The sequence below is a fragment of the Paractinoplanes rishiriensis genome, assembly GCF_016862375.1.
Taxonomy (GTDB): Bacteria; Actinomycetota; Actinomycetes; order Mycobacteriales; family Micromonosporaceae; genus Actinoplanes; species Actinoplanes rishiriensis.
The window spans coordinates 74,516-99,681 of record NZ_BOMV01000065.1 but is presented as its reverse complement, the minus strand read 5'-3'; the positions used below and the strand labels follow the sequence as shown (position 1 = coordinate 99,681).

General features: G+C 73.9%; 29 protein-coding genes. 9 read left to right on the top strand and 20 right to left on the bottom strand.

Annotation, left to right across the window (positions count from 1 at the left end):
* Nucleotides 1-26: 26 nt before the first annotated feature.
* Together Ari01nite_RS31140 and Ari01nite_RS31135 are read right to left on the bottom strand one after the other, a co-directional pair.
* On the bottom strand, nucleotides 27-650 hold the full coding sequence (locus Ari01nite_RS31140; protein ID WP_203785787.1) for an HAD-IA family hydrolase: 624 nt from the start codon (nucleotides 648-650) through the stop codon (nucleotides 27-29).
* Nucleotides 651-695: 45 nt separating this feature from the next.
* The gene (locus tag Ari01nite_RS31135) at nucleotides 696-1,478 is read right to left on the bottom strand and encodes a lysophospholipid acyltransferase family protein (RefSeq protein ID WP_239163182.1); all 783 of its coding nucleotides are present in this window, start codon (nucleotides 1,476-1,478) and stop codon (nucleotides 696-698) included.
* 90 nt (nucleotides 1,479-1,568) lie between these two features.
* On the opposite strand from Ari01nite_RS31135, the gene Ari01nite_RS31130 reads away from it, so the two are divergent.
* Together Ari01nite_RS31130 and Ari01nite_RS31125 are read left to right on the top strand one after the other, a co-directional pair.
* Entirely contained in the window at nucleotides 1,569-2,447 is an 879-nt protein-coding gene (locus tag Ari01nite_RS31130; RefSeq protein WP_239163181.1) for a hypothetical protein, read from the top strand.
* Nucleotides 2,426-2,860 carry a ribonuclease FAU-1 family protein gene (locus Ari01nite_RS31125; RefSeq protein WP_203785786.1) on the top strand — a complete coding sequence of 145 codons (435 nt, stop codon included), beginning with the start codon at nucleotides 2,426-2,428 and terminating at the stop codon, nucleotides 2,858-2,860. The genes Ari01nite_RS31130 and Ari01nite_RS31125 overlap by 22 nt, the downstream gene beginning before the upstream one ends.
* Before the next feature lie 46 nt (nucleotides 2,861-2,906).
* Here the strand turns inward: Ari01nite_RS31125 and Ari01nite_RS31120 are convergent, their stop codons facing one another.
* From Ari01nite_RS31120 to Ari01nite_RS31100, 5 genes are read right to left on the bottom strand one after another with little or no spacing between them, the layout of a single operon-like run.
* Nucleotides 2,907-3,899 carry an NAD(P)/FAD-dependent oxidoreductase gene (locus Ari01nite_RS31120; protein ID WP_203785785.1) on the bottom strand — a complete coding sequence of 331 codons (993 nt, stop codon included), beginning with the start codon at nucleotides 3,897-3,899 and terminating at the stop codon, nucleotides 2,907-2,909.
* Nucleotides 3,896-4,747, bottom strand: coding sequence for a phosphotransferase (locus tag Ari01nite_RS31115; RefSeq protein WP_203785784.1), 852 nt, complete (start codon nucleotides 4,745-4,747; stop codon nucleotides 3,896-3,898). Before Ari01nite_RS31115 ends, Ari01nite_RS31120 begins: the two co-directional genes overlap by 4 nt.
* Entirely contained in the window at nucleotides 4,744-5,241 is a 498-nt protein-coding gene (locus tag Ari01nite_RS31110) for a histidine phosphatase family protein (protein ID WP_203785783.1), read from the bottom strand. Before Ari01nite_RS31110 ends, Ari01nite_RS31115 begins: the two co-directional genes overlap by 4 nt.
* Nucleotides 5,238-5,777 carry a LuxR family transcriptional regulator gene (locus tag Ari01nite_RS31105; protein ID WP_203785782.1) on the bottom strand — a complete coding sequence of 180 codons (540 nt, stop codon included), beginning with the start codon at nucleotides 5,775-5,777 and terminating at the stop codon, nucleotides 5,238-5,240. The genes Ari01nite_RS31110 and Ari01nite_RS31105 overlap by 4 nt, the downstream gene beginning before the upstream one ends.
* Nucleotides 5,774-8,563, bottom strand: a complete 2,790-nt coding sequence (locus tag Ari01nite_RS31100) for a LuxR C-terminal-related transcriptional regulator (RefSeq protein ID WP_239163180.1) — start codon at nucleotides 8,561-8,563, stop codon at nucleotides 5,774-5,776. The genes Ari01nite_RS31105 and Ari01nite_RS31100 overlap by 4 nt, the downstream gene beginning before the upstream one ends.
* Nucleotides 8,564-8,735: 172 nt before the next feature.
* Here Ari01nite_RS31100 and Ari01nite_RS31095 point away from each other — a divergent pair, with 172 nt between their 5' ends.
* Genes Ari01nite_RS31095 through Ari01nite_RS31085 form a run of 3 tightly spaced genes read left to right on the top strand, consistent with a single transcriptional unit; the run spans nucleotide 8,736 to nucleotide 12,774 of the window.
* Nucleotides 8,736-10,232, top strand: coding sequence for a dynamin family protein (locus Ari01nite_RS31095; RefSeq protein WP_203785780.1), 1,497 nt, complete (start codon nucleotides 8,736-8,738; stop codon nucleotides 10,230-10,232).
* A complete protein-coding gene (locus Ari01nite_RS31090; RefSeq protein WP_203785779.1) occupies nucleotides 10,229-12,070 on the top strand; it encodes a dynamin family protein in 1,842 nt (613 codons plus the stop codon). The genes Ari01nite_RS31095 and Ari01nite_RS31090 overlap by 4 nt, the downstream gene beginning before the upstream one ends.
* Nucleotides 12,067-12,774: a hypothetical protein gene (locus tag Ari01nite_RS31085; RefSeq protein ID WP_203785778.1), complete on the top strand. Its 708-nt coding sequence runs from the start codon at nucleotides 12,067-12,069 to the stop codon at nucleotides 12,772-12,774. The genes Ari01nite_RS31090 and Ari01nite_RS31085 overlap by 4 nt, the downstream gene beginning before the upstream one ends.
* Before the next feature lie 122 nt (nucleotides 12,775-12,896).
* On the opposite strand, the gene cpt is transcribed toward Ari01nite_RS31085, so the two are convergent.
* From cpt to Ari01nite_RS31070, 3 genes are read right to left on the bottom strand one after another with little or no spacing between them, the layout of a single operon-like run.
* Entirely contained in the window at nucleotides 12,897-13,430 is a 534-nt protein-coding gene (gene cpt, locus Ari01nite_RS31080) for a chloramphenicol phosphotransferase CPT (RefSeq protein WP_203785777.1), read from the bottom strand.
* Between the two features lie 24 nt (nucleotides 13,431-13,454).
* Nucleotides 13,455-13,871 carry an organic hydroperoxide resistance protein gene (locus tag Ari01nite_RS31075; protein WP_203785776.1) on the bottom strand — a complete coding sequence of 139 codons (417 nt, stop codon included), beginning with the start codon at nucleotides 13,869-13,871 and terminating at the stop codon, nucleotides 13,455-13,457.
* A gap of 10 nt (nucleotides 13,872-13,881) precedes the next feature.
* Nucleotides 13,882-14,313, bottom strand: coding sequence for a MarR family winged helix-turn-helix transcriptional regulator (locus tag Ari01nite_RS31070; protein ID WP_203785775.1), 432 nt, complete (start codon nucleotides 14,311-14,313; stop codon nucleotides 13,882-13,884).
* Between the two features lie 71 nt (nucleotides 14,314-14,384).
* On the opposite strand from Ari01nite_RS31070, the gene Ari01nite_RS31065 reads away from it, so the two are divergent.
* Nucleotides 14,385-14,897 (top strand): GNAT family N-acetyltransferase, encoded by a 513-nt coding sequence (locus Ari01nite_RS31065; protein ID WP_239163179.1) that lies wholly within the window; start codon nucleotides 14,385-14,387, stop codon nucleotides 14,895-14,897.
* Here Ari01nite_RS31065 and Ari01nite_RS31060 read toward each other — a convergent pair.
* Nucleotides 14,880-15,659, bottom strand: coding sequence for an endonuclease/exonuclease/phosphatase family protein (locus Ari01nite_RS31060; RefSeq protein WP_203785774.1), 780 nt, complete (start codon nucleotides 15,657-15,659; stop codon nucleotides 14,880-14,882). The two genes, Ari01nite_RS31065 and Ari01nite_RS31060, sit on opposite strands and share 18 nt — an antisense overlap.
* A 129-nt stretch (nucleotides 15,660-15,788) precedes the next feature.
* Here Ari01nite_RS31060 and Ari01nite_RS31055 point away from each other — a divergent pair, with 129 nt between their 5' ends.
* Both Ari01nite_RS31055 and Ari01nite_RS31050 read left to right on the top strand, forming a co-directional pair.
* A complete protein-coding gene (locus tag Ari01nite_RS31055; RefSeq protein WP_203785773.1) occupies nucleotides 15,789-16,253 on the top strand; it encodes a heme-degrading domain-containing protein in 465 nt (154 codons plus the stop codon).
* Between the two features lie 41 nt (nucleotides 16,254-16,294).
* Nucleotides 16,295-17,233 carry a Rossmann-fold NAD(P)-binding domain-containing protein gene (locus tag Ari01nite_RS31050; RefSeq protein ID WP_203785772.1) on the top strand — a complete coding sequence of 313 codons (939 nt, stop codon included), beginning with the start codon at nucleotides 16,295-16,297 and terminating at the stop codon, nucleotides 17,231-17,233.
* Here Ari01nite_RS31050 and Ari01nite_RS31045 read toward each other — a convergent pair.
* The 8 genes from Ari01nite_RS31045 to Ari01nite_RS31010 all read right to left on the bottom strand — a co-directional run bounded on the left by Ari01nite_RS31045 (nucleotide 17,222) and on the right by Ari01nite_RS31010 (nucleotide 23,659).
* On the bottom strand, nucleotides 17,222-18,172 hold the full coding sequence (locus Ari01nite_RS31045) for a pyridoxal-phosphate dependent enzyme (protein WP_203785771.1): 951 nt from the start codon (nucleotides 18,170-18,172) through the stop codon (nucleotides 17,222-17,224). The two genes, Ari01nite_RS31050 and Ari01nite_RS31045, sit on opposite strands and share 12 nt — an antisense overlap.
* A 34-nt stretch (nucleotides 18,173-18,206) precedes the next feature.
* Nucleotides 18,207-19,052, bottom strand: coding sequence for a sigma-70 family RNA polymerase sigma factor (locus Ari01nite_RS31040; RefSeq protein WP_203785770.1), 846 nt, complete (start codon nucleotides 19,050-19,052; stop codon nucleotides 18,207-18,209).
* A gap of 104 nt (nucleotides 19,053-19,156) precedes the next feature.
* A complete protein-coding gene (locus Ari01nite_RS31035; protein ID WP_203785769.1) occupies nucleotides 19,157-19,768 on the bottom strand; it encodes a response regulator transcription factor in 612 nt (203 codons plus the stop codon).
* Nucleotides 19,765-20,820: a sensor histidine kinase gene (locus Ari01nite_RS31030; protein WP_203785768.1), complete on the bottom strand. Its 1,056-nt coding sequence runs from the start codon at nucleotides 20,818-20,820 to the stop codon at nucleotides 19,765-19,767. Before Ari01nite_RS31030 ends, Ari01nite_RS31035 begins: the two co-directional genes overlap by 4 nt.
* A 10-nt stretch (nucleotides 20,821-20,830) precedes the next feature.
* Nucleotides 20,831-21,574 carry an ABC transporter permease gene (locus Ari01nite_RS31025; RefSeq protein WP_203785767.1) on the bottom strand — a complete coding sequence of 248 codons (744 nt, stop codon included), beginning with the start codon at nucleotides 21,572-21,574 and terminating at the stop codon, nucleotides 20,831-20,833.
* Nucleotides 21,571-22,518, bottom strand: coding sequence for an ABC transporter ATP-binding protein (locus Ari01nite_RS31020; protein WP_203785766.1), 948 nt, complete (start codon nucleotides 22,516-22,518; stop codon nucleotides 21,571-21,573). The genes Ari01nite_RS31025 and Ari01nite_RS31020 overlap by 4 nt, the downstream gene beginning before the upstream one ends.
* A 68-nt stretch (nucleotides 22,519-22,586) precedes the next feature.
* Nucleotides 22,587-23,270, bottom strand: coding sequence for a Clp protease N-terminal domain-containing protein (locus Ari01nite_RS31015; protein ID WP_203785765.1), 684 nt, complete (start codon nucleotides 23,268-23,270; stop codon nucleotides 22,587-22,589).
* A 32-nt stretch (nucleotides 23,271-23,302) separates the two neighbouring features.
* Complete coding sequence (locus tag Ari01nite_RS31010) at nucleotides 23,303-23,659, bottom strand: DUF6204 family protein (RefSeq protein WP_203785764.1); 357 nt, start codon at nucleotides 23,657-23,659, stop codon at nucleotides 23,303-23,305.
* Nucleotides 23,660-23,844: 185 nt separating this feature from the next.
* On the opposite strand from Ari01nite_RS31010, the gene Ari01nite_RS31005 reads away from it, so the two are divergent.
* Nucleotides 23,845-24,597 carry a hypothetical protein gene (locus Ari01nite_RS31005; protein WP_203785763.1) on the top strand — a complete coding sequence of 251 codons (753 nt, stop codon included), beginning with the start codon at nucleotides 23,845-23,847 and terminating at the stop codon, nucleotides 24,595-24,597.
* On the opposite strand, the gene Ari01nite_RS31000 is transcribed toward Ari01nite_RS31005, so the two are convergent.
* Nucleotides 24,592-25,143: a hypothetical protein gene (locus tag Ari01nite_RS31000; protein WP_203785762.1), complete on the bottom strand. Its 552-nt coding sequence runs from the start codon at nucleotides 25,141-25,143 to the stop codon at nucleotides 24,592-24,594. The two genes, Ari01nite_RS31005 and Ari01nite_RS31000, sit on opposite strands and share 6 nt — an antisense overlap.
* Nucleotides 25,144-25,166: the final 23 nt, after the last annotated feature.

The following is a 25,166-nucleotide window of genomic DNA, read 5'->3' as shown; positions in this document are numbered from 1 at the left end:
GTGAATCGGGCCAGCCGGGTCTGGGGTCAGGCGCGGGCGGCCAGCAGCAGGGTGGCCAGCTGGCCGAGGTCGCCGATGGGGAGGTCGGCGGCCACGCCCTTGAGGCCGGCGGTGGCGGCCCCGGCGGCGTGGCCGGCGCGGATGCCGACCTCGGCGTCCTCGACGACCAGGCAGCGGGCGGGTGGGGTGCCGAGGAGTTCGGCGGCGCGCAGGTAGCCCTCGGGGCTGGGTTTGCCGGCGGTGATGTCGTCGGTGGTGACCAGCACCGGCGGGTCGATGCCGGCGGCGGCTAAGCGGGCCTTGGCGAGGCGGGTGTCGGCGCTGGTGACGACGGCCCAGGGCAGGCCGAGGCGGGTGAGGGCGGCGATCAGGTCGGTGGCGCCGGGGGTGGCGGTCACGTCGGCGAGGTCGTCGTACTGCAGCTCGAGCTGGCGCAGGGCGGCGGTGGTGCCGGCGGGTTCGTCGAGGCCGGGCAGCAGGCGGCGCACGGTGTCGGCGGCGGGGGCGCCGTGGGCGATCGCGAGGGCGGCGGCCGGGTCGACGCCGTGTTCGGCCGCCCAGGTGTGCCAGGCGCGTTCGACGGCGGCGTCGGAGTCGACGAGGGTGCCGTCCATGTCGAGCAGCAGGGCTGCCACGGTTGTCAGGTCCACGCGTTCCCCTCAAATAAGCTCTGAGGTCGAGTATAAACCCGGCGGTCAGGGATGGGTGGCCCGGTCGGGTCGCGGGCGCACGCGGGAGTAGTCCGGCGTGCGGGTGGTGTCGACGACGTGCGGGGTTTCCATCTCGCCGGCACGCAGGTGGATCAGGGTCTCGTCGATGCCGTCCATGATGAGGCGGGTGGCCTTCATGGCCTGGGCGCCGGTGTTTCCGGTCGCCGCCGGCAGGCCGACCGGGGCGTCGCCGAAGCGGACCTGCACGACCGGGCGCCGGCGCATCGCGCGCAGGGTGGAGCGCAGCAGGTTCTTGGGGGTGTCGTACGGGAAGACGGCGTGCGCACCCCACTGCGCCACCGGCAGGACGGGCGCGCCGGACATCGCGGCGAGCCGGGCCACGCCGGTCTTGCCGCGCTCCGGCCACATCCACGGGTCCAGGCCGATGCGGCCCTCCGGGTAGATCAAAACCATCGCCCCGTCGCGCAGTGCCTCGGCGGCGGCGGGCAGGGCGTCGGCCACATGGGTGGTGTTGCGGTCGACCCGGATGTGACCGGCCGCGCGCATCGCGGCGCCGGCGATCGGGGCGTCGAAGATGCCGCCGGTGGCCAGGAACCGCGGGGCGACACCGGCCTTGTGGCAGGCCGCGGTCATCACGATCGGGTCGAACGGGCTGACGTGATTTGCGGCCAGGATCACGGCACGGCCGCGCAGCTGCCCGGGTATCTGCCCGGACACCCGCAGGCGGCACAGCGGGAACACGACGAGCCGGGACAGCGCCAGCATGAGCCGCCACATCAGCGGCACCGGCAGCGACTTGTTCTCCATCAGTCGGACATGATCGCACGGCCGCACCAGCCCGGGGCGTGGTAACGAATTCGGTGGACCGCGGCGGCCCGTCCGGGCAGGGTGACGATCGTGACAGGCGACGCCGAGCACCACGTGTGGGCGCGGATGCCCGAGGGCACCCGTGCCGCCATGGCCGGGCTGCCGGGCACGCAGCTGCAAACGTTACTGCTTGCGGTGGCTCGGGACCGGGCAGAGAGGGTACGCCCACCGGAGCTGCTCCGGCGCTGGCGTGCCGACCGCCTCGTGCGCCCGTCCGCCGCCGACCCCCGCGTGCTGGCCGCCGTCGAGTCCCGGCTGTGGCACCTGCTGCCCGCCACGTTCGACGGCGTCGAACTCTCCCCGGTCACCCCGCTCGGCACCTGCGCCGCCGTCGCCCCCGGCAGCCAGAACCGGATCGTCACCACGATGCGCACCGCCGAGGTCGTCAGCGACAGCACCAACGCGCTGGCCGTCGAGGCCGCCGACCGCCGCTCCCGCCAGCCCGCCACCGGCGAGGTCCACCTGGCGGCCGCGCACCGGCTGCTGCGGGCCCAGCGGTTCGGCCCGGGGATGGGCGCGCACTTCCGGCTGTTCTCCCTGGTGTCCAGCGCCCGCGCCACCGGCGGCGCCGACACCGAGACCAAGCTGCTGCGCCACCACCTCGACTACTGGCAGCGCGTCCTCACCGGCGTGCCCGGCGGCCGGGTCCGGTTCACCCTCTTCGACCGCCCCGCGCTGCGCGCCGCCACGACCGGCGCCGTCGAGGAGCCGGACCGCGACCGGGGCCGCGGCTACTACCGCGACCTGGCACTGCGCCTGACCGGCGCCGACACCGAACTGGGCGACGGCGGCTTCACCGACTGGACCGCCCAACTGCTCGGCAACGCCAAGGAACGCTGCCTGACCTCCTGCATCTCGGTGGAACGCCTGGCCACGCTCGCCCCGGGATGGCATCGCGTCCGGGACTGACCGCGAGTTCGGCTACGCTGCCGCGGTGCGGTTCGAACCCGGGCAGGTCGTCACCCGCCGGTACCTGCGCGGGCAGTGGTGCACCTGGGCGCAGGGGCGTCTTCGCCGGCTGGTACCTCAATCTGGAGGAGCCCTACACCCGCCACCACGACGAGGTGCGGACCACGGACCACGTTCTGGACATCGTCGTCACGCCGCAACGCCGGTGGGAGTGGAAGGACGCCGACGAATTCGATCGCCGCATCGGCCACCCGCTCTACTTCGACAAGGCCACGGCCCGGACGATCCGGTCCACCGGCGAGCAACTCATCAGGGCCATCGAGGCCGCAGACTTCCCATTCGACGGCACCCACACCGGCTTCCGCCCGGATCCCACCTGGCCGGTGCCCCGGCTGACCGGCGGCCGCGCGTAACAGCGGCCTGACCCGGTATCTCGCGTATCCGGGGTCGGCCCGGCAGCTACGGCTGCGGCGGGCGGCAGCGCGCGAGTTCCGGCGCCGGCCGGCCGCTGACCAGTTCCTCCGCGACCAGGCGGCCCACGGTCGGCGCCAGGGTCACGCCGGAGTGCATGACGGCCACGTACACGTCCGGCGTCAGGGGACCGATCACCGGTCCGCCGGCCGGCATGGGACGCTCACTGACCTGCCATCCGACAAGCCGGAAATCTCCCTCGAAGGTGGTGCGCAGGCGCCGCACCGCGAGTTCGGCGAGAAACCACGGCTCACGAGGGCCGGGATGGTGGCGCGGCGCGGCGCGGGAGAGGGAAGGTTCGGCGGTGGCGTCCAACGTCACCGCCATCAGCACGGAACCGTCCGCGAGTTCGCGGGCTTCGAAGTCCGGGCCCACCGCTATGGTCCGGATCGCGCCGGGCGGGCCGGCCACCCGTACCAGCAAAGCCGGCGAAGCCGGAACGACGACCGGCGCGCCCAGCCGGGCACTCAACGCGGTCACCCCGGTGCCGGCCGCCAGCACCACGCTGCCCGCCGGCGGGGCGAACGTGGACCTCAGCGACACCCGCGCGCCCAGCGACTCCGCCGCCGACACCAGCGCGGCCGTCAGGCCCACCGGATCCACCGCGCCGTCACCGGGCGTGAAGTCGGCCGACGCGGGCACGGCCACCAGGTGCTGCTCGAGCCGGGTGATCTGCGCCGGGGTGATGTGCGCCGGGGTGAGCGCCGAGCCGGGCCAGCGCAGCGACCCGCACCACCGCACCGCGAACCCGGGGACCGTGGCCTCCAGCCGCCGGTAGTCATCCCGAACGAGCGGGCGCAGATCGGCAGCGCCACCCGGCCACGCGTCGCCGGGCTCGTCGCCGATCCAGCCGAACGAGCCGCCCGTCACCCCGCGCCCGGCCTGCGGCTGCCGGTCGACCAGCGTCACCGCCGCGCCGGCCAGGGCCAGGTGGTAGGCCACCGACGCGCCGACCACCCCGGCGCCGACCACCGTGATCACGGGCCGGACTCCGCGACCGACAGCCACCGCTGCACGGCCCCGGCGTCGTGGTGGCGGATCGCCCAGTCGACCATGCGCAACGACATGTGCGCCCAGTACGCGGCGCGGCGGCGGGGCTCGAGCAGGTCCAGGCGTTCGTCGACCAGCGGCACCAGGTCGGGCGCCGTCCCGGCCAGCGTGAAGCGCAACGTGACCAGGTCGAAGAACCGGTCGCCGCGGACCGCGCCGTCCCAGTCGATCACGCCGGTGAGGCGGCCGCCGGCGACCAGGACGTTGCCGGGGTGGAAGTCCATGTGGACCAGGTCGTCGCCGATCATCTGGTGGCCCGCGGAGGCGCCGGTCTCGTGGATGCGCGCCAGCAGCCGGCGGGTGCGGTCGCTGTGCTCGGCGAGCGGCGCGTGCAGGCAGAACCCGGGGCCGTCGCCGGTCAGGTGGAGCGGGACGGGCCGCGGCGGGGTCTCCGGGCCCAAACCCGTGTCCAGTGCCGACGCGAGTTTGTCGTTCACGGCCAGCATCTGCCGGACGACACCGGCCGTGACGGGCTGCGGCGGCACACCGGGCAGCCGTTCCTGCACGATCACCCGCACGCCGTCCACGTGCGCGGTCAGCTCGTGGCGGGCCGTCGGGACCCCGGCCGACCGGGCCCGGTCCACGAACACCCCGGACCGGGTGCGGCCCGCCGTCAGCACCGACCGCCGGCCGTCCGGCCAGCGCACATAGGCCGCACCCACCTCACCACCCGGGCACGGGCCCTCCAGGACGAGCCGCACCCCGGTGATCTCGGCGATCCGGGCCAGCACCCGCGGCGCGTCGAGGCGGGCCACCCGCGGCCAGGTCCCGGCGGTCACGGTGCCCACTCGACGTCGACGAGGTCCGGGAAGGCCAGCGCCTGCCAGAAGTCACCGGCCGGGCCGTCGAGCAGGCCGCGCGACGCCAGCCAGCAGGTCATCGCCATCCCGTGGGTGCCGACCACGAGCGGCCGGTCCGGCCAGGCGTGCCGGGCGACGGCCCTGTCGAAGCGGGCCGCGACGGACGCGCGCGGCTCCCAGCCGGCATGGTCCGAACCGGACACGTACGCACGGCGCCGCTCCCGGTAGCCGTCGTCCCACGGCTCCTGCCGGCGTACCTCGGCGAAGTCAGCGTCACCCACCACGTGCGTGACGCCCGCGGCCAGCCGGACCGTCTCGGCGGCCTTGGGCTCGTCGCTCGCGACGAGGTGGGCGTGCGGCGGAAGCCGCAGCCGCGCGGCGGCCTCGACCCCGGCGGCGCTCAACCGCCACCGCTGCGGCGGCACCCCCGGGTCGGCCGCCGGCATGGCGTGCCGGACCAGCAGCAGTCTCACGCCTGCGGGCCGCGCTGCCGCAGATACGCCAGGACCGCCTCCCGGGTGGTGCGCACGCCGAACAGGGCCCGGGCCTCGGCGATGCGCCGGTTCGCGGTGCGCAGCGACAGGAACTCCGCCGCCGCGGCCGCCGCGATCGTGTCGCCCGCGGCCAGCCGGTCGAGCAGGGCGCGCTGCTCGGGCACCAGGTCGGCCACCGCGTTGCCGCCGTCGGCCGGCTCCGGCTGGGAACCCTGCCGGACCGTGCCCAGCCGGGACAGGTCGTCGACCAGCGCCCGGCCCAGCGTCGACTCGGCGTCGCAGATCGCCACGATGCCGGCACCCCGCGCCGCGGCCAGCACCGCCAGCTGCAGCGACTCGGTGTCGGTGACCCGCCCGTGCAGCACCAGCCGGCTGCCGGTGACGTCCCATGCCGGATCCGGCAGCGCGAACCCGTCGCGGGCCACCCAGCCGTCGCGGATCAGGCGCCGCAGCACGGTGTCGGCGTCGCCGGGCGTCGCGACGATGTGGCGAGGGGAGTCGGGCTGTCTGGTCACCGGCCATCCTTGATGTCAGACGTGTCGGGACGGGTGGGTGCGGCGAAGGCGAGGGCGGCGGCTTCGGTGCGGGTCCGGGCGCCGAGCTTGCGCATGCCGGCGCGGATGTGGGTGTCGACCGTTTCGGCCGAGATGCCCAGCTGCCCGGCGATGCGCCGGGTGGGTTCACCGGCCGCGACCAGCCGCAACACGTCGATCTCCCGATTGGTCAGCTGCGACCCCGAGCGTGGGCTGCGGGTGTCGCGGTGCACGTTGTGCCGGCGCAGCCCGCGACGGGCCCGCCCGGCCAGCACGGTCAGCCCCGCGTCGTCCGCCAGCCGCTCCGCATCCAGCAGCGCCGCCACCGCCCGCCCAGGATCGATATCGGTCAGTCCCGCCGCCAGCAGGCACCGTACCTGTTCCCGTAGCGCCACCGCACGCCACCCGTCGGCCGCCGCCGCGAACCCGGTCCCGGTCGCCCACGCCGTCAACGTCCGCCGCGCCGCAGCCGGCAACCCACCCGGGATCGGCGGCGTCCCCGGCGCACCGAGATCATGCGCCGCCCACCGGGCCGTGATCGCATGCAGCCCCGACAGCAGTCCCGCCGGCTCCTGCTGCGGCGCGCGCGCCGCCCGATCGGGTTGACCGTCGAGCCACGCCGTCTCCCGCGCCACCCAGTCCGCCGCCGGGTGCTGAGGCGCCGATTCTAGCCGCGCCCGCGCTGCACCCAAAAGCCCGGTGTCCGCCTCGACGAGCGCGCTGGCCGCAATGGCGTATCCGCGAGCTTCGTCCGGAACTGCCCGATCAGTCAAATTCAAACTTCGAAGATGTACGAGGTCGGCGTCGTCGACCGGAGCCGGGGCCGCCCCGTGGCGCACGCCCGGCCGGGTGGGTGGTCCCGCGCTCACGCGGCTGCCGGCCCGGCTGGGAGCCGGCCGCTCCCCGGACGCCGAAAGGTCCCCGGACGAGCCCGCCAAGTCGCTTCCCACCGGACCCCGATACCCGCCATCGACCCCGATCAAGCTCTGGTCCACGATCGAGTGCCGCCCCGGAAGATCGGGGTGCAGCTCCGTGCCGGTGCCGCGGGTGGGGCCTGCCGGATGTCCGGTCCGCGCACCGTCGCCCGCGATCGGGGGTGGGACGGCATCCATCGGCCCCGGGGCGGCGAGGGGGTCGGGCGTGGACTCCGCGCGGCCGGCGTGGGTGAGGCCGGAGCCGTGCAACGCCAGCGCCCAGTCCGCCGCCGCGGCGAACCGGGTCTGCCAGCCGTACGCCAGATCTTCGGCGCAGTCGCGGGCCGCCCGCCGCGCCGCCCGTGCCGCCTCGGTCAGCCGGCCGTCGGCAACCAGCTGCTCCACCAGCAGCCACGCGCTCCAGCGGGCGATCAGCGGGTCACCCCCGGCGGTGGCGGCCGCCTCCAGGGCGGCGTCCCAGCCGGGCGTGCGGTGCTGCGCGTGCACCGCGGCCAGGGCGGCCGCGACGCCGGGGGTCGGGCTGGGGTAGCGGGCCGCGATCTTGCCGGCCAGGTCCTGGGCGCCGGCCGGGTCGGTGGCCAGCTCGGCGAGCAGCAACACCCGGTCGCGGGCCGCCAGCACGGTCGGGGGTGACGCGTCCGGCACCGGGGACACCGCGGCCCGGGCGGCGGCGGGATGGCCGGCCTGCAGCAGGGCCTCGCCGCGCAGCACGTCGGCCTCCACGCCCAGCGGCTTGCCGGTGGTCAGCACCCGGGCCGCCGCCGCGGGACGGCCCGCGGCCAGGGCCGCGTCGGCCGCGGCCAGCCGCACCCGGGGGTCGACCGGGGTGTCCAGGTCGCAGGCGAACAGCAGCAGGGCCGCGCGTTCGCCGCCGGTGGCCTGGTCGGCGGCGGTCAGGGCGCGGCGGTGGGCGCCGGCCAGGTCGCCGGCCGCGGCCAGGTGGCGGGCCGCCTCGGCGGGCGGGGTCAGGTCGGCCAGGCGGGTGTGCAACTCGGTGCGGGCGGCCGGGTCGAGCAGGCCGGCGGCGGTCTCGGCCAGGTAGGTCGACACCGGCAGCAGGTGTCCGGAGACGTCCGGGACGACCAGGCCGGTGGCCAGCAGGTCGGCGGCGCCGGTGCCGAGCAGCGGAACGGGCGCGGGCCGGCCCAGCAGGCCCAGGGCGGCCAGCGCCGTACGGGCCGGGCGCGGCAGGTCGGCCAGCGCGGTGGCTATCGCGTACGCCACCTGATCGATGCCGGACCCGCCGGGAGCGCGACCGGCGGCAGCCTGCCGGGCCAGCGCGGTGATCGCCAAGGGGTTGCCGCCGGCCCGGTCGCAGACGGCGGACAGCACGGCCTCGTCGAGCTGACCGGCGGTGCGCCGGGCCAGCTCGAGCCCGGCGTCGCGGCTCAGTGGCGGCACCGTCAGCCACTCCGTCGCGGCCTGGTGCAGCGCGGCGGAGGTCGCGGCGGGCAGCCGGTGCGGGGTGCGGATCGACACCAGGACCCGGCAGTGCGCGGCCAGGTGCGGCAGCGCGGCCAGGGTCGCGGCGTCGGCGTAGTGGAGGTCGTCGAGCACCAGCAGGCCACCGCGGACCCGGGACCGGACGGCCTCGGCGAGCAGGTGCACATCGTGGGCGGGCAGCCGGGCGCGGACCGCGCGGGACAGGGCCAGCGCGGGCACGGTCTGCAGCATGGCCAGGCCGCCGCCGGACAGCACCGGGCCGGGAACCGCGGCGGTGATGCGGCGCAGCAGCGTGGTGCGGCCGCAACCGGGCGGGCCGGCCAGCACGATCAGGGCGGGGCGGTGCAGCAGCGCAGCGGCGGAGGCGGCCAGGTCGTGATCTGCGGCCACCGCTCCCCTCCCCGTTGTCACTGGCTGGCACGAACACGGGATCCCGTGCCGCACCGCGGTCCGTAGGCTGTCTGCGGCGGGCACCCGGCCCGCCCTGAGCTGGGAGGGTCGAGGTGACGACGGCCGTGGTGCAGCCATTGTCGCTGACAGTGTGCACGGCTGACGAGTCGTCGTGAGCGGCCCACTGAGCGCCAGCGTAGCGACGCTGTGTGACGAGATCGCGGGCCGGCTCAGCCCGGAGGCCGGTGGCCAGGTCAGACAGATCAGCAACCGCCTGTCCGAGCCGTTACGCGTAGCGATCGCGGGGCGGCTGAAAGCCGGAAAGTCGACACTCGTCAACGCCCTGATCGGGCGCCGGGTGGCACCCACGGCGGTGGGTGAATGCACGCGCGTGGTCACCCGGTTCCGGTACGGGCCGGCCGACCGGGTCGACGTGGTGTGCCGCGACGGCGAACGGCGCAGCCTGCCGCTGGACGACGACGGCATGATCCCGCAACGCCTCGGGGTGCCGGCCGGGCGGGTCGCGTACGTGGATGTGACCCTGACCAGTGAGAAGTTGCGCGAGCTCACGGTGGTGGACACGCCGGGGCTGGCGTCGACCGACGCCCGGGTCAGCGCCCGCGCCGAGGAGGTCGTCGGCACCTCCACGGCACCGTTCGACGCGGACATCGACGCCGACTCGGCCTCCGAGGTGGCCGCCGCCGAGGCCGTCGTGTACGTGTTCACCCAGGCGGTCCGGGCCGACGACGTGCAGGCCCTGGACGCGTTCCGGGACGCCTCGGCGCGGCTGGCGTCCAGCCCGATCAACGCGCTCGGCGTGCTCGGCAAGGTCGACACCCTGGTCGGCGGGGTCGGCGACCCGTGGCCGGTGGCCGGGCCGCTCGCCGGACAGCAGGCCGGCCTGCTCGCCCGCACCGTCTCCGACGTGGTGCCGGTGGTCGGGCTGCTGGCCGAGACCGCGGAGGCCGGCCGGCTCACCGCCGCCGACGCCGCCGCGCTCCGCCGGCTGGCCACGCTGCCGGCCGCTGACCTGCGGCTGCTGCTCGTCTCGGTCGACCTGTTCCGCAGCCGGCCCGCCCCGGTGCCGCCGGAGCAGCGGGAACGCCTGCTCGCCCTGCTGGACCTGTACGGCATCGGGTTCGCGCTGGCCCAGTACGCCGCCGAGCCGCAGCTGAGCACCGGCGAGCTGGTGCAACGGCTGGTCGCGGCGTCCGGCTTCCCGCGGCTGCGGCACACGCTGGAGGAGGCGTTCCGCTGGCGCGCCGACGCGATCAAGGCGGGCTGGGCGCTGGGCCGGCTCGAGCGGCTGGCCGGGCACACCCGCGAGACCACAGACCGCGAACGCCTCCGGGACGGCGTCGAGCGCCTGCTGCGCGACCCCGCCTACCACCGGCTGCGGCTGCTCGACGCGGCGCTGCGGGTGGCCACCGGCACCGTTCCGCTGCCGGCCGAGTGGGAGCAGGAGCTGACCCGGCTGGCGACCTCCGACGACCCGCGCTGGATCCTGCGGCTGCCGCACGCCGGCGGCGACGAACTGGCGGCCGCCGCGGTGGCCGCGGCCAATCGGTGGCGGGTGTACGCGGTGGCCGGCGCCGGACCGGCACAGTCCCGGGTCGCGCAGGTCGCGCACCGGGGCTTCCATCTGCTCGCCCAGCAGGTGCGGCCGTGACCGCGGATCAGACCAGAGCGCTGGACACCGCGGTCCGCGACGCGCTCGCGTACCTGCGCACCACCGACCCGGACGCCGCCGCCGAGCTGGCCGAACTGCGCCGCCGCGAGCTGACCCGGCCCTCGGTGGTGGTGGTCGGCGAAACCAAGCGCGGCAAGAGTTCACTGATCAACGCCCTGCTCGGAGTGCCCGGCCTGTCGCCGGTGGACGCGGCCGTGGCCACCGCGACATACCTGCAGTTCGTGCCCGGGCCGGCCGGGGCGCGGGCCTGGCTGCCCGGCTCGGCCGACCCGATCGACGTGGACGACCTGCGCCGCTGGGCCACCGGCGAGCAGAGCCTACCCGCGGCGGAAAACCCCAGAGCAAACCCGGAATGGAAAGCCCGCCGCATCGAGGTGAGTCACCCGGCGCCGCTGCTGCAATACCTGAGCCTCCTGGACACCCCCGGCGTCGGCGGTCTCGACCCGGCGCACGCCACCGTCGCCCTGGCCGCGGTCGACAAGGCAACGGCGCTGCTGTTTGTGGCCGACGCGTCCGCGCCGCTGTCCGAGCCGGAGCTCACGTTCCTGGTCGCCGCCAGCGAGCGCGTCGACGCCGTCGTGTTCGCGCTCACCAAGATCGACGCGTACCCGGGCTGGCGGCACATCGCCGACGACAACCGGGCCCTGCTCGCCGCGCACGCCCCCCGGTTCGCCGAGGCGCCCTGGTTCCCGGTGTCGGCCACGCTCGCCGAACTCGCCGTGCAGGCGCCCGCCGGCGAACAGGCGGCACTGGTCGACGCGTCCAGGATCGCCGAACTCCAGCACGCCCTAATCGACCTGGCCGGCCGCGGCCACCAGCTGCAACTGGCCAACGTGCTGCGGGCCGCCCGCGGTGAACTGTCCCGGCTGGTCACCGCCGCCGGCGGCCGGGTGCAGGCCGCCGAGGCCGACCCGGCCCGCACCGCCCAGGTCCGGGCCGAACGGGCCGCGCTCGCCGCCCGCAAACGCACCGAGTCCCGGCAGTGGACGCTGCTGCTGAGCACCGAGACCCAGCGGGCCAGGGTCGAGACGGTGGGCCAGCTCCGGACCCGGATCTCGCAGGTGCAGCAGGACTTCAGCGCTCGCATCGACACCGGCCGCGGCGAAGCGCTGTCCAAGCTGCCGGACGCGGTCGACGCCGAACTGCAGGCGGTCGCCGCGGAGCTGTCGCAGCGCCTGGAGACGACCTTCCAGCAGGTCGGCGAGAAGGTGCTGGCCTCGGTGTTCGACGAAGGCGAGCGGGCCGCGATGCTGAGCCGGCTCAACGCGACACTGCGGCACGCCCTCGCGGCGGCGCCGCCGCGCGACGGCTCCGGTGACAACCTGCTGATCGCGCTGTCCGCCGGCGGTATCGCGTTCGTGGCCGGCCGCGGCGCCGTCCTGGGCGCGTCGGCGTTCGCGATGGGCAGCGTGCTGGTCCCGATGGCCGGAATCGGTTTGGGCCTGGCCGCCGGCGGTTACGTCCTGTGGCGGCGCCGGGTGCAGACCGACCGGCAGCAGGCCCGGATCTGGCTGCGCGACGTGCTCGGCGAGGCGCGCGCCGCGCTGGCCGACGAGATCGCCAACCGCTTCACCGACCTGCAGTACGCGCTGTCGGTCGCGGTCGACGACGCGATCGAGCGGCGCCTGCGCGACCTGGACGCCCACATAGCGGAGATCGACGCGGCCGCCGCCGAGGACGCGGCCGGCCGGGCCAAGCGCCGGGCCGCGGCCCAGGCCGAACTGGACAGCTGCCGGCAACGGCTGCGCCAGGTGGACGACGTGCTGATCCGGGCGCGGGCCCTGACGCCCGCACCCCACCACGAGGAGAACCGATGACGGATCACCACGACCATTTCCCCTACGAGGAAGAACTGCCCTACGAGAACCCGGCAGACCTCGGAGCGTCGGACCTCGCAGCGGCAGACCTCGCAGCGGCAGACCTCGGAGCGGCAGACCTCGGAGCGCCGGATTTCGGTGCGTCGGACTTCGAGGCGGCCGACTTCGACGCGGCCGATCTGCATGCCTCCCCCCACCGCGGCATTACCGATTTTTCGGATTTGTCCGGCGAAGGGGGCGGCGACGCGGCCGACGGGTTGGCGACGGGTGGGGACACCGCCGAATCGGGCCCGACCGGATCCGGCCCGACCGGGCACGGCGCGTGGGGCGAGGACAGCGCTGAGCCCCACGCGACCGGACACGACGCGACTGACCACGACGAGTCTGTGCCGCCGGACTACTCCGCCGCGGCGCTCGACCTGTCCGCGGACCCGGACTCGGCGGTGGACGTCTTTCCGGCGGCGGTTGACGTCGGGCAGTTGCCGGAACCGGTCGACGGGTTTCCCTGGATCGACTCCGGCAGCCTCGGCCTCGCCGACATCGCGGCCGCCGTCGAACAGGCCGAACTCGACCCGGTCCAACCCGGAGAACTGGCCGAGTACGCGGCCGCCGAACTGGCACCGGGCGTCGACCCGTGGGCCGAACTCGCCGACTCCGACGACCCGGCCACCAGCAACCTGGCCCGCTGGTGGTCCCAGAACTGACCGCCGGATCGAGCCCTTCGATCTCCGTCCTCCATCACAAACCCGGAAAGTCGGAAATGTCCGGCAGGACGGCAGGATGGCAAGACGGCGGGGCGGCCGGGCGCGGCAGCACACCGCACGATCTAGCGCAGTCCGGCGGCTATGGTCCTGGCGCAGGTCAGCGCCTCGGTGTGGGTGGTGTCCACCGTGAGGTCGTAGTCGACGCCCTCGTGGACGACCCCGGCCTGGGTGGCGGCCATCCCGGGGACCCGGTCGCCGCGGGCCACCTCGCGAGCCGTCGCCGCGTCCGGGTCGCACTGGACGCCCACCCACAGGACGTCCAGACCGTCCAGGACCCGGCGCCAGCGCTGCTGGGTGTGTGCCCCGCCGAGGAAGACGTCGTCGATGATCAGCTTGGCGCCGGCGCGGGCGGTGGCGGCTACGCCCTCCATCCATGCGCACTGCAGGCGGTCGAAGGACTCGCCCACCTCGACACCGCCGTCGGGGGTGAACGTTATGCCGGCGACGGTCGACTGCATGGCGGCCGGCATGGACTCGATCAGACGGTCCACGCCGGTGGACAGCCACGGGTCGGGCAGGACAGCCTGCAGGCAGCGGGCGATGCCGGATTTTCCGGAACTGGAGGCTCCGTTGAGCACGATCACCTGGATGGGCACAGCCGCCAGCGTAAGCGCGTACCTCTAGATGTTGATTTTGACCTCGACGTTGCCCCGGATGGCGTTCGAGTACGGGCAGAGCTGATGGGCCGCGTCGAGGAGCCGGCGGGCGGTGGGCTCGTCGACGCCGGCGATCTCGGCCTCGATGGTGACCGTGAGGCCGAAGCCGCCCCGGTCGCTGCGGCCCACGCCGACGTCGACCGTGACGGCCGTGTCGGTGAGGGTGAGCTTGGCGCCGCGGGCGGCCACCTTGAGTGCGCTGTGGAAACAGGCCGCGTAGCCGGCGGCGAAGAGTTGCTCGGGATTGGACAGTGCGCCGCCGGGGCCGCCCATCTCCGTGGGGACGGCGAGGTCGAGCTCGATGACACCGTCGGAGGAGCGGACGTGGCCGTTGCGGCCGTCGCCGGTTGCAGTGGCCGAAGCGGTGTAGATGGCGGGCATGCTGGTCCTTTCAGGCGGGTGTGACGCGTTGCAGCAGGTGGTGCAGCTGGCGTAGTTCGTCGAGGGTCAGGCCGGCACCCTGGGCCGCTTCCTGGGCCACCTGGCGGGGCAGGTCGGCCAGTTGGAGGCGCAGGACCTGGGCGGACTCGGTGGGGTGAACCACGACGGTGCGTTCGTCGGCGGTGCCGCGCTCGCGACGTAGGTGGCCGTGCGATTCGAGGCGTTTGAGCAGCGGTGAGAGGGTGCCGCTGTCGAGGTGCAGGGCGTGGCCGAGGTCGCGGACGGTGACCGGGCCGCGGTGCCACAGCACGCACAGGACCAGGTATTGCGGGTAGGTGAGACCGGCCTCGTCGAGGAACGGGCGGTACCGGGCGGTGATGGCGCGGCTGGTCGCATACAGCTCGAAACAGATCATGTGTTCGAGTCCGGTGGTGGCCGCCATACGCCGAACAGTAGTGCGCAACTAGGTTGTACACCATTGAATGGTGGCGGCGATCACCACGCTGTGTGATCATGCGTGACGTGCCGGAGATCCGTTTCGTGAAGCTCTCCCCCGCTACCCTGTCTGCCCTGATTGCGGGTGATCTGCCAGCCGCCAGCGCGGCCGCGGGCGTGGAGCTCAGCCAGTACCTCGTGGACGAGAGCTGGCTGTGGCGGGTGCGGCTCGAGCAGATCCAGCAGGACCCGTCGAGCGCAGACTGGGTCGCCCGGGCGGCGATCGCCGAGCCGGACGGCGTGGTGGTCGGGCACGGCGGGTTCCACGGGCCGCCGGACGAGCACGGGGTGGTCGAGGTCGCGTACTCGGTGGACCCGCTGCACCGGCGGCGCGGCTACGCCAGGGCCATGCTGAAGTCGCTGCTGGCGCGGGCCGACGCCGACCCGGCGGTGACCGCGGTGCGGGCCAGCATCCGGCCGGACAACGTGGGGTCGCGGGCGGTGATCGCGGGGCTCGGCTTCAAGAAGATCGGCGAGCAGTGGGACCCCGAGGACGGCCTGGAGGACGTCTTCCTACGCCCCGCGGTCTAGCTGCACGACGAGCGGCCGGTGGTCGGACACGGGCGCGTACGGGGTGCACACCTGCACCACCCGGCCCAGCTGCCGGGCGCCCCGCGGGTCGGCCAGGATGTGGTCGAGCTGGGCGCGCGGCGACGGGCTGGGAAAGGTGGGCGCGCGGCCCAGGGAGCGCCAGCCGGTCAGGGCGCGGATCGGGCCGGCCGGCATGTTCAGGTCGCCGAGCAGGATCCGCGGGATCGGCAGCGCGCGCAGCGCCCGGACGACGTGCCGCAGTTGCCGCAGGTTCCAGCCGGGCACGAAGGACAGGTGGGTGGTGGCCACCGTCAGTGGGCCGTCCGGGCCCTCCAGCACCGCCGCCAGCAGCACCCGGGGTTCGTCCTTGAGCAGCCGGATGCCCTCGTCGCCGGTGTAGACCGGCGAGCGGATCGGGGCGCCGGGCAGCGCGGTGATCTGCCAGCGCAGCACCGGATAGCGGCTGACCAGGGCGATACCGTACAGGGGGTGGGCGTTGTCGTCGTCGCTGCGCCACGGCTGCCAGGTCTCCCCCGGCGTGCCGACCACCGCGGCGGCGAACCGGTGGGTGGGCGCGTGCAGGGCCTCGGCCGCGAGTGCGGTGAGGTCGAGCAGGCCACTGCGGGGCTGGGCGCGGTCGACCTCCTGGAGGCCGAGCACGTCGGCGTCCAGGTCGGCGATGGCGGCGCTGACCCGGTCGGCGTGTACCGTGCCGTCGGACAGAGACCGCCCGTGCAGCAGGTTGAAGGTGGCCAGGCGCACGAGTTACGACCCTAGCGAATCGGGAGGCGCGCATGGTCGCCAAGTTGTTCTTGTGCTCAGTGATGATCTTCATCGCGGGCGCGGCGATCGGCATCTGGCTGCAGCGCCACCGCCGCCGATAATGCTGGGATGAGCGATCTTCTCAAACAACTGGAACAGCAGGAACGCGAGCTGGTGTGGCAGCGGTTCGGGCACGACGAGGCGTGGCGGCTGGGCTGCCTGCTGGTCGAGCTGGCCACCGAACGGGCGCTGCCGGTGGCCATCGACATCCGCCGCGGCGGGCAACAGCTGTTCCACGCCGGGCTGGCCGGCAGCACCGCCGACAACGACGAGTGGATCAAGCGGAAGGTCCGGGTGGTGCAGCGGTACGGGGCCTCGTCGTACCTGGTCGGCCAACGGCTGGCGGCCAACGGCGAGGAGCTGGACGCGTCCATGGGAGTTGACCCGGCCCGGTATGCGGCACACGGCGGCGCGTTCCCGATCCGGGTGGACGGCGCCGGGATCGTGGCGGTGGTGACCGTGTCGGGGCTGCCGCAGGCCGACGATCACGCGCTGGTGGTGGAGGCGCTGACCCGGTTCTGCCAACAGCAGTAAAGCCTTCTCTTTGGGAGCACGCTCGGTCAGAGTCGGTGGTCATGAGGCTGTTGATTCTGGGCGGGACAGAGTTCGTGGGCCGGGCCACCGCGGTCGAAGCGGTACGGCGCGGCGCCGAGGTAACGGTGTTCAACCGGGGCCGTCATCCGGCGCCGGCCGGGGTGACGTCGGTGACCGGCGACCGGCTGACCCTCGAATCGCTGCCGGGCACCTGGGACGCGGTGGTCGACACGTGGTCCGGAGCCGCGGAGGCGGTCGAGCGTACGGCTCGCCTGCTCAAGGGGCGTGCCGGGCATTACGGGTACGTGTCGACCCGGTCGGTTTTCCGTCTCGACGACCCGACCAGGCTGGTCGACGCGGAAGAAGCCGGGTACGCCGGGGACAAGCTGCGCGGCGAACTGGCCACCGAAGAGTTCGGCGGGCCGGTGCTGCTGGCCCGCGCCGGGCTGATCCTCGGCCCGCACGAGAACATCGGCCGCCTGCCCTGGTGGCTCAACCGGCTGGCCCGCGGCGGGCCCACCCTGGCGCCCGGCCCGCGCGACCTGCCGCTGCAGTACGTGGACGCCCGCGACCTGGCCAACTTCCTGCTCGACAGCGCCGCGGCCGGCACCACCGGGCCGTTCAACGTGATCAGCGAATCCGGCCACACCACGATGGGCGAGCTGCTCGAGACCGCCGCCGAGGTGACCGGTGGCCGGGCCGAACTGCGCTGGACCGACCCCGAGACGATCGCCGCGGCCGGCATCGAACCGTGGACCGACCTGCCGATCTGGCTGCCGCCCGGCGAACTGCACGACTTCCTGCACGGCGGCGACGTCACCGACACCCTGGCCGCGGGCCTGCGCTGCCGCCCGGTCCGCGAGACGATCGCCGACACCTGGGCGTGGCTGCAGTCGCTGCCCGGCGAGGCGCCGCAGCGGCCAGACCGGCCGGCGGTGGGCCTCGACCCGGCGGTCGAGGCGAAGGTGCTAGGCGAGTAACGCGGCCAGCCGGGCCGCGCCGACGTTGCCGCCCGACAGGATCACACCGACCCGGGACGGCACCGGGCGCAGGTGGCCGGCCAGCAGCGCGGCCAGGCCGGACACGCCGCTCGGCTCGGCGACCAGCTTGAGCCGGTCCACCGTGAAGCGCAGCCCGTCGCGGATCTCGTCGTCGGTGACCAGCAGGATCTCGTCGACCAGATGCCTGTTGATCGAGAAGGTCAGCTCGCCGGGGATGTCGGCCGAGGTGGCGTCGGCGATCGAGCGGGGCACCGGGATGCGCACCCGCTCACCGGCCGCCAGGGAGCGCTTGGTGTCGTCGCCGGCGGACGGTTCGACGCCGACCACCCGGATCTCCGGCTGGAGGGCCTTCGCGGCGGTGGCGCTGCCGGCGATCAGCCCGCCGCCGCCCACCGGGACGATCAGCGCGTCCAGGCCGCCCACCTCGTCGAGCAGTTCCAGCGCGGCGGTGCCCTGGCCGGCGATCACGTCGGGGTGCTCGTACGGCGGGATCAGCGCGAGCCCGCGGGCGGCGGCCAGCTCACGGCCGATGGCCTCGCGGTCGTCGCGGTAGCGGTCATACGTGACGATCTCGGCGCCGTAACCGGCCACCGCCGCCAGCTTGGCCGGCGGCGCGTCGGCCGGCATCACCAGCACCGCGGTGCTGCCCAGCTCGCGGGCGGCCAGCGCGACCGCCTGCGCGTGGTTGCCCGACGAATACGCCGCCACGCCCCGGGCCAGCTGGTCGGCCGGCAGCTTGGCGATCGCGTTGTACGCGCCGCGGAACTTGAACGCGCCGACCCGCTGAAGGTTTTCCGCCTTGATGAAGACCTGCGCGCCGACCAGCGCGTCCAGCGTGCGCGAACGGATCACCGGCGTGCGGTGCGCGGCGCCCTCGATACGTTTGGCGGCGTCGCGGATGTCGGTGAGGGTGACCACCGGCCGATCGTACGGTGGCCACCCTCGGCCGCCGTCAGGCGGCCATGCTCAGGCCCTCGACCGTGGTGGCGCCGAGCCGGGTCGACATGGTGCTGCGGGCCGCGATCTGCGACGCGTACACAGCCCGGCGGCGGGCCACGCAGCCGTCCTTGGCGTTGCCGGTCGCCTGCTGGTCCATGTGCGTGGTCAGGCCGTCCTTGAGCAGCGCCAGCGCCTCGGTGCGCAGCTGCGACACCCGCGACTCGGTGACGGCGAGCTCGGCGGCCACCTCGGCCAGCGGGCGCTCCTGCAGGAAGGACGCCTCGACCACGAAGCGCAGCCGCTGCGGCAGCACCGCGATGGCGTCGTGCAGGTAGCCGATGCGCTCGCGGTGCAGCAGCATCTCCTCCGGGTTCATCGACGCCTCGGTGACCATGTCCTCGGCGGTGCCGGCGGCGAAGCCCTGCAACGACAGGACCGCGGCGCGCTGCACGTCGTCGTCGACGTTTGACAGCTCGCCGACGCCGACACCGAGCAGTTCGGCCAGCTCGTTCGGGGTCGGGGTGCGGCCCAGCTTGGCGGTCAGCTCCTGGCGGGCCTGGTCGGCGCGGCGGGCGCGGGCCCGCACCGAGCGGGTCGCCCAGTCCATGCTGCGCAGCTCGTCGAGCAGGGCACCGCGGACCCGGGCGGCGGCGAACTTGCCGAACGGGATGCCCCGGCCGGCGTCGTACGCCTTCGCGGCGGTGACCAGGGCGGTGTAGCCGGCCGAGGCCAGATCGTCGCGGTGCACGTGCGGCGGAACCTTGAACAACATCTCCCGGACCATGTGGCCGACCAGCGCCATGTTCTCGCGGATCAGCGATTCCTGCTCGCGGGTGACGTTCGTGGTAGCGGTGTTCATGTTCGGTTCCCCCCTGTCGTTGTCGCAGGGGGAACTTTTCGCGTCGCCGGGTGCAGCGAACGGTCACTCTCGGTTGCCGCTCAGTTGCACCCGTTACAGACTTCTCAAGAGAGCAACCATCCGTTGTCCCGGGCCAGCCGGACCGCCTCGGCCCGGGTCCGGGCACCGGTCTTGCCGATCGCCGCGGACAGGTGGTTACGCACGGTGCCCTCGGAAAGGTGCAGGTCACGGGCGATGTCGGCGACCGTGCCGCCGTCCCGGGCCGAGCGCAGCACGTCGGTCTCCCGTTCGGTCAGCGGCGACTCGCCCTGGGCCAGCGACTGGGCGGCCAGGTCCGGGTCGACCACGCGCAGGCCCTCGTGCACCCGGCGCACCGCCTCGGCCAGCTGCCGGGCCGGGGTGTCCTTGACGATGAAGCCGCTGGCCCCGGCCGCCATCGCCTGCCGCAGATAACCGGCCCGGCCGAACGTGGTCACCATCAACACCCGCACCGCCGGCAACTCCCGGTGCAGCTCGCGGGCCGCCGCCACGCCGTCCAGCCCGGGCATCTCGACGTCCAGCAGCGCCACGTCGATCTCGTGGGCCCGGGCCGCGGCCAGCACCTCGTCGCCGCGGCCGACCTCGGCCACCACGGTCAGGTCGGATTCCATGTCCAGCAGGGCCGCCATCGCCCCGCGCACCAGCGCCTGATCGTCGGCCAGCAGCAGTCTGATCACGTCGGGACCTCCACCCGTACCCGGAATCCCGGCTGATCCTCGCGCCCGCCCGCGGTGAGCGTCGCCCCCAGCGCCTCGGCCCGCCGGCGCAGGCCGGTCAGGCCCTGACCGTCGCCGGTCACCGTGGCGCCCACCCCGTCGTCGAGGATCTCCACGCTGCTGGTGGCCAGGCGCACCTCGGCGTGCCGGGCCCGGCTGTGCCGCACGATGTTGGTCACCGCCTCCCGGATCGTCCAGGCGAACAGCTCACGGTTGCGGCTGGGCACCTCGTCGGCGGCACCGGGCAGCGACGCCTCCACGTTCGCGGCGGCCAATGCCGCGCGGGCTGCGGCTATTTCGCCGGGCAGGCTGATTCCACGTACGCCCAAAGCCGTTGATCTGACATCCGACAGGGCGTCACGGGCCAGCGACTCGAGATCGACCAGCTCCTTGCGGGCCCGGTCCAGGTCGACGTCGAGCAGCCGCTGCGCGAGCTCGGCCTTGACCGTCACCACGGTCAGCGAGTGCCCCAGGATGTCGTGCAGGTCACCGGCGATCCGCGCGCGCTCGTTCTGCACCGCGAGGTCGGCGAGTTCCTGCTGGGCGGCGAGCAGCCGGTTCTGCCGCTCAGAGGCAAGGCGGATGCCGTACGTGGCCAGCGAGCCGAGAACCACAGCGAGGCCGTAACCGTTGTCGCGCCACCCCGGCACCGTGGCCGGCAACGCCTCGGCGGCCGCGGTGAGCAGCGCCGCGATCGGGATGGCCTCGGTCAGCGGGAGGCTGATCATCGACAGCGCCGCGATGTACACGAGGCAGGTCAGCGCGTGCGCACCGGCGCCCGGTATCTGCAGGGCGAACAGGGTCAGCAGCAGCAGGATGCCGAACCGCAGCCGCCGCGGCGACTCCCGGGCGATGCGCACCAGCAGCACGTACCCGACCGCGAACCCGGCGACCGCGGCCAGGCCCACCGTGCGCCACCCCATGTTCGGCTGCCGGAGCAGGGCGGCGACGTTCTCGGACAGGTAGAACAGCCAGACGGCGGCGAACACCCACCCGTACCGGGAAACCGCCATGCTGTCGACGCTAGACCCGGGCGGTGTCGCGGCGGAACCGCCACATCGCGCCGGCCGCGAAGATCGCCGTCCAGGCCACCACGTTGAGCACGGCCAGCCACAGGGTGCCGTCGTGCACCAGCGGGTAGCGGGCGATCTCACCGACCCCGTAGACCGGGGTGAACTTCGCGATGGTGGCGAACGTGTGGCCCAGCTGGTCGACCGGCACGAACAGGCCGCCCGCGAAGGCCAGCACGGCCAGCACCGGGCCGAGGATCTGCATCACGTTCTCGCTCGGCAGCAGGTAGCCCATGAACAGGCCGAACGCCGCGAACACCAGCGCGCACAGCCAGGCCAGCAGGCCACACCCGACCCAGGCGGCGGCCGGCAGCTGGGCACCGGCCAGCGACCCGACGGCGAACGACACCAGCACCGACACCGCACCGATGATCATGGCGAGGGCCAGCTTCACGGCGATGTAGGCGGTCGGCTTCAGCGGGGTCAGGCGCAGCTGGCGGCTCCACCCGGCGGCGCGTTCGATCGACACCATGGCGCCGCCGCTCGTGGTGGCCAGCATCGCGCCGTACACGGCCATGCTGACCATGATGTAGCCGGTCACGTTGCCGTCACCGGCCGCCGTGCTGCGGTAGCTGCCGGCGGTGCCGAACAGCAGGAAGAACGCGGCCGGCAGGACCAGCGTGAAGATCACGGTCCGCTTGTTGCGCAGCATCCGGCGCAGCTCCAGCGGGACCATGCCGATGGCGATGGCGGTCATCGGTGGCTCCTATCGTCGGCGGCGCTTTTGTCCCCGGTGCTTTTGTCCGCGGTCAGCGTCAGGAACGCCTCTTCGAGATTCCGGGAGGTGATCTCCAGGTCCCGGGCGGCGGTGTGCGTGAGCAGGTGCCGGGCGATCCCGTCGGTGTCCCGGCCGTGCAGGTAGACGGTGTCGCCGCGGACCTCGGCCGATTCCACGCCGGCGATCGCGGCGAGCCGGTCGGGGGCGGCGCCGGGCAGGGTGGCCCGCACGGTGCGGCCGGAGGCGAGCGCCTTGACCTCGGCGGCGGTGCCGTCCGCGACCACCCGTCCGCGGCGCACGAAGACCACCCGATCCGCGTACGCGTCGGCTTCTTCCAGATAGTGGGTGGCGAAGATGACTGTGCGGCCGCCCTCGGCGTCGCGCCGGATGGCCTGCCAGAAGTCGTGCCGGCCGCCGACGTCCATGCCGGTGGTGGGCTCGTCCAGGATCAGCAGCCGGGGGTCGGGCAGCAGGGCCATGGCGAACCGGAGGCGCTGCTGCTGGCCGCCGGAGCACTTGCCGACCAGCCGTTTCCCGATGTCGGCGATGCCGGCCCGGTCCAGGGCCTCGGCGGCCGCGCCGGGCGGCTTGCCGAACAGCACGGCGGTCAGCCGTACGGTCTCCTCGACCGTGTAGTCGCGCAGCAGGCCGCCGGTCTGCAGGACGGCGGAGACCAGGCCGGCGGCGACCGCGTCCGGCGGGCGCCGGCCGTACACCCGTACCTCGCCCTCGGTGGGGCGGGCCAGGCCGAGCAGGATGTCGATGGTGGTGGTCTTGCCGGCCCCGTTCGGGCCCAGCAGGGCCACCACCTCACCGGGACGGATCCGCAGGCTGATGCCGTCGACGGCGGTGACCGCGCCGTAGCGCTTCACGATGCCGTCCAGGTCGACGGCGAGAGTTGCCGGTGGGGCAGTGAGCGTCATACCTCGATGCTCGGCGCATCCGGCCGGCCTTCCGCAGGCCGGGCGTCACCGGACGGGCATGACATCCGTCAGGGATGCGGCTCCGGGTCTGCCTCCCGGAGGAAGGTCTCGACCGCTTCCTGATCTGCGGCAACCGGCAGGGACTCCTCGGCCATGAGGGCCAGGAGCAGGTGGCCGGTGCCGATGCCGAGGTGGTTCCGGCGCAGCGCCTCGCGGAAGGTCAGCTCGAGTACCTTGCGGGACCGGGCGTCGTACGGGAGCAGGCCGGTGGTGGGCTCGCCGGCCGGCGGCAGCGCGGCGTGGGCCGCCGTGCGCACCGCGCCCGGTTCGAGACCCTGGTCCTGCAGCGCGCGGGTGCCGACGGCGCCGGCCGCGTCGAGCATGCCGAGCAGCAGGTGCCCCGGGAGGATCTCGGGGTGGCCGGCGGCGTTCGCGGCGGCCATCGACCCGACCACGGCGGCCCGGGCCGGCGCCGAGAACCGCTCGAAGCCGTCGGCCGGGGCGGGCCGGCCGACGAACCGTTTCTGCGCGGCCTGCTTGGTCACGCCCATGCTGCGGCCGATCTCGGTCCACGACGCCCCGGAGCGGCGGGCCTGGTCGACGAAGTGGCCGATCAGGTGGTCGGCCAGCTCGCCGAGGCGGTCGCCGAGCAGCACGGCCTGGCTGAGCTGTTCGAGCGTGTCGTCCGGCCGGGCGGCGTTGATCGCGGCGATCAGTTCGTCGAGCCGGACCGGAGGGGTGGTCTGCGTCATGCCGTCAACCTTAGGTTGACGATCCTTCAGCGTCAACGCTTGGTTGACGCCTCCCGGCGGCCGCGCTTACCCAGCGGCACCGCGGACATGTCGACCGCCTGCGAGGTGACGTTCTTGGTCGCGTACCCCCGAACCGACATCCAGGCCGCAGCTTTCTCCTCGGCCCGGACCACCGCGGCGGCAAGGCCGGCCTCGGACTCGTCCGCAGTCTCCGCGAAACGGAACGTGAAGAACGGGCGGGCCGGCAGGTCGTAGGTCAGATAGCCCTCCGGGGTGTACTCGGTGCGCAGGAAGTCGTGCTCGCCCTGCTCGGCGACCAGTTCGGCCTGCTGCGGCGCGCTCAGGTTGTCGAAAGCCCCGCGCACGGTCACCCGGATCGTCCGGCTCATCGTCACTGCCACCTTCCGTTTCGTTCTGCGCGTCTTCGTTCTGCGTGTCTTTGATTTCGCGTCTTTGATTGCGCGTCTTCGTTTTGCGCGTCGAGTATCCGGGCCTAACCGGCGGTGTGACACCGAAATACGGCGTCGCACCGCCGGTGTGTCCCGCCGCTCGGGCGCGGCGACACGATGCCGCCATGCGCCTACGTGAATATGACCGTCCCTTCGATGTCGCCGTCACGGTCCTGGGTAATGCGTTCGAAGACCCCGACCTGCCGCGGGCTGCCCTGTTCGGGCGAATCGGCGCGGATGCGTTCTGCGTGGTCGTCGCCGACGACGGCAAACTGGAGTACCTGCTGGACCGCGGCGGCGCACCCGGCGACCTGAACCTCGACCTGATGCGCCGCGACCTGGGCGTGCTGGCCCGGTACGCGCTGCAGCGCCTCGTCGCGGAACCGGCCAGCCGGCTGTGGAACGGCTTGTTCCGGTCCACCGTCTGGGCCGCGACGACGCCGCTGTGCACGACTTTCATCACCGGCACCTGGCACGGGGCCGCGTTCGACTGCGCCGGCGCCCTGCCCGCCGGCCCCGCCAGTGCCTTGCTCGCTGGGTCCTCTGCCGGCCGGACCGAAGGACCGGCCCGCACGTTGGCTGCACTCATCCCGCACGACCGCGCGCTGACCACGGCTCTGGCCCGGGCCATCGCCGACCCGACGGACCGCGCCGCGCTGGACGCCGCCGCCGGTGACCTGGCGCCGACCGAACTGACCGTGGCCGCCGTCGCCGCCGGGTTGGTGGGCGCGGACATCGAGGCCGACGTCACGGTCGACCGGGTCGCCACGGCCGGCATCTGGCCGGCCGGCACCAGCAGCGCGGTCCACGTGACGCCACTGTGGTGGAACGACCTGGACTGGTACCTGCTGCCGGCACCGCGGCGGCGGGGCCTATGAGCCGGCGACGAAGTGGAACGCTATCCCGGGCGGATCCGGATCGGTGACCAGGCCGTCGACGTCGGTGAACTCGGCCAGCCGGGCCAGCGCCGCCTCCGCCGACGGCGCGTCACCGAGCTGGACGCTGATGCCCGCGAACTCCAGCCAGGCGTCCACCGTGATCGACTCGGGGCCGAGCCCGTCGATGTCGCCGGAGACGGTAGCGGCCACCCGGATCCGGGAGCCGTCCTGCTCGGACACCCGCACCTCCACCCGCTCGTAACGGCGGTGGCCGAAGTAGTACACGCTGGACTCGGCCGGCTCCGCGAACGCATCGCTCGTCGCCGCGTGTCCCGCCAGCTGCCGCCAGCCGGTGGCCGGCAACGGCAACCAGTCGACGTCGAGCGTCACCGGCTCGCCGTCGACTGGCTCGAACGGGACCCGGAAGGTCCAGGTCAGCGCCGGCGGCAGCCCGACGGCAGCATTGTCGAACAGCAGCCCGCTCCACGACCCGCCTGTGGCGGGCACGAGCTGCCGGGCCTTGAGCCCACCCTCGTCGTCACCCACGGCGGGAGTGTGCCACATCGCCC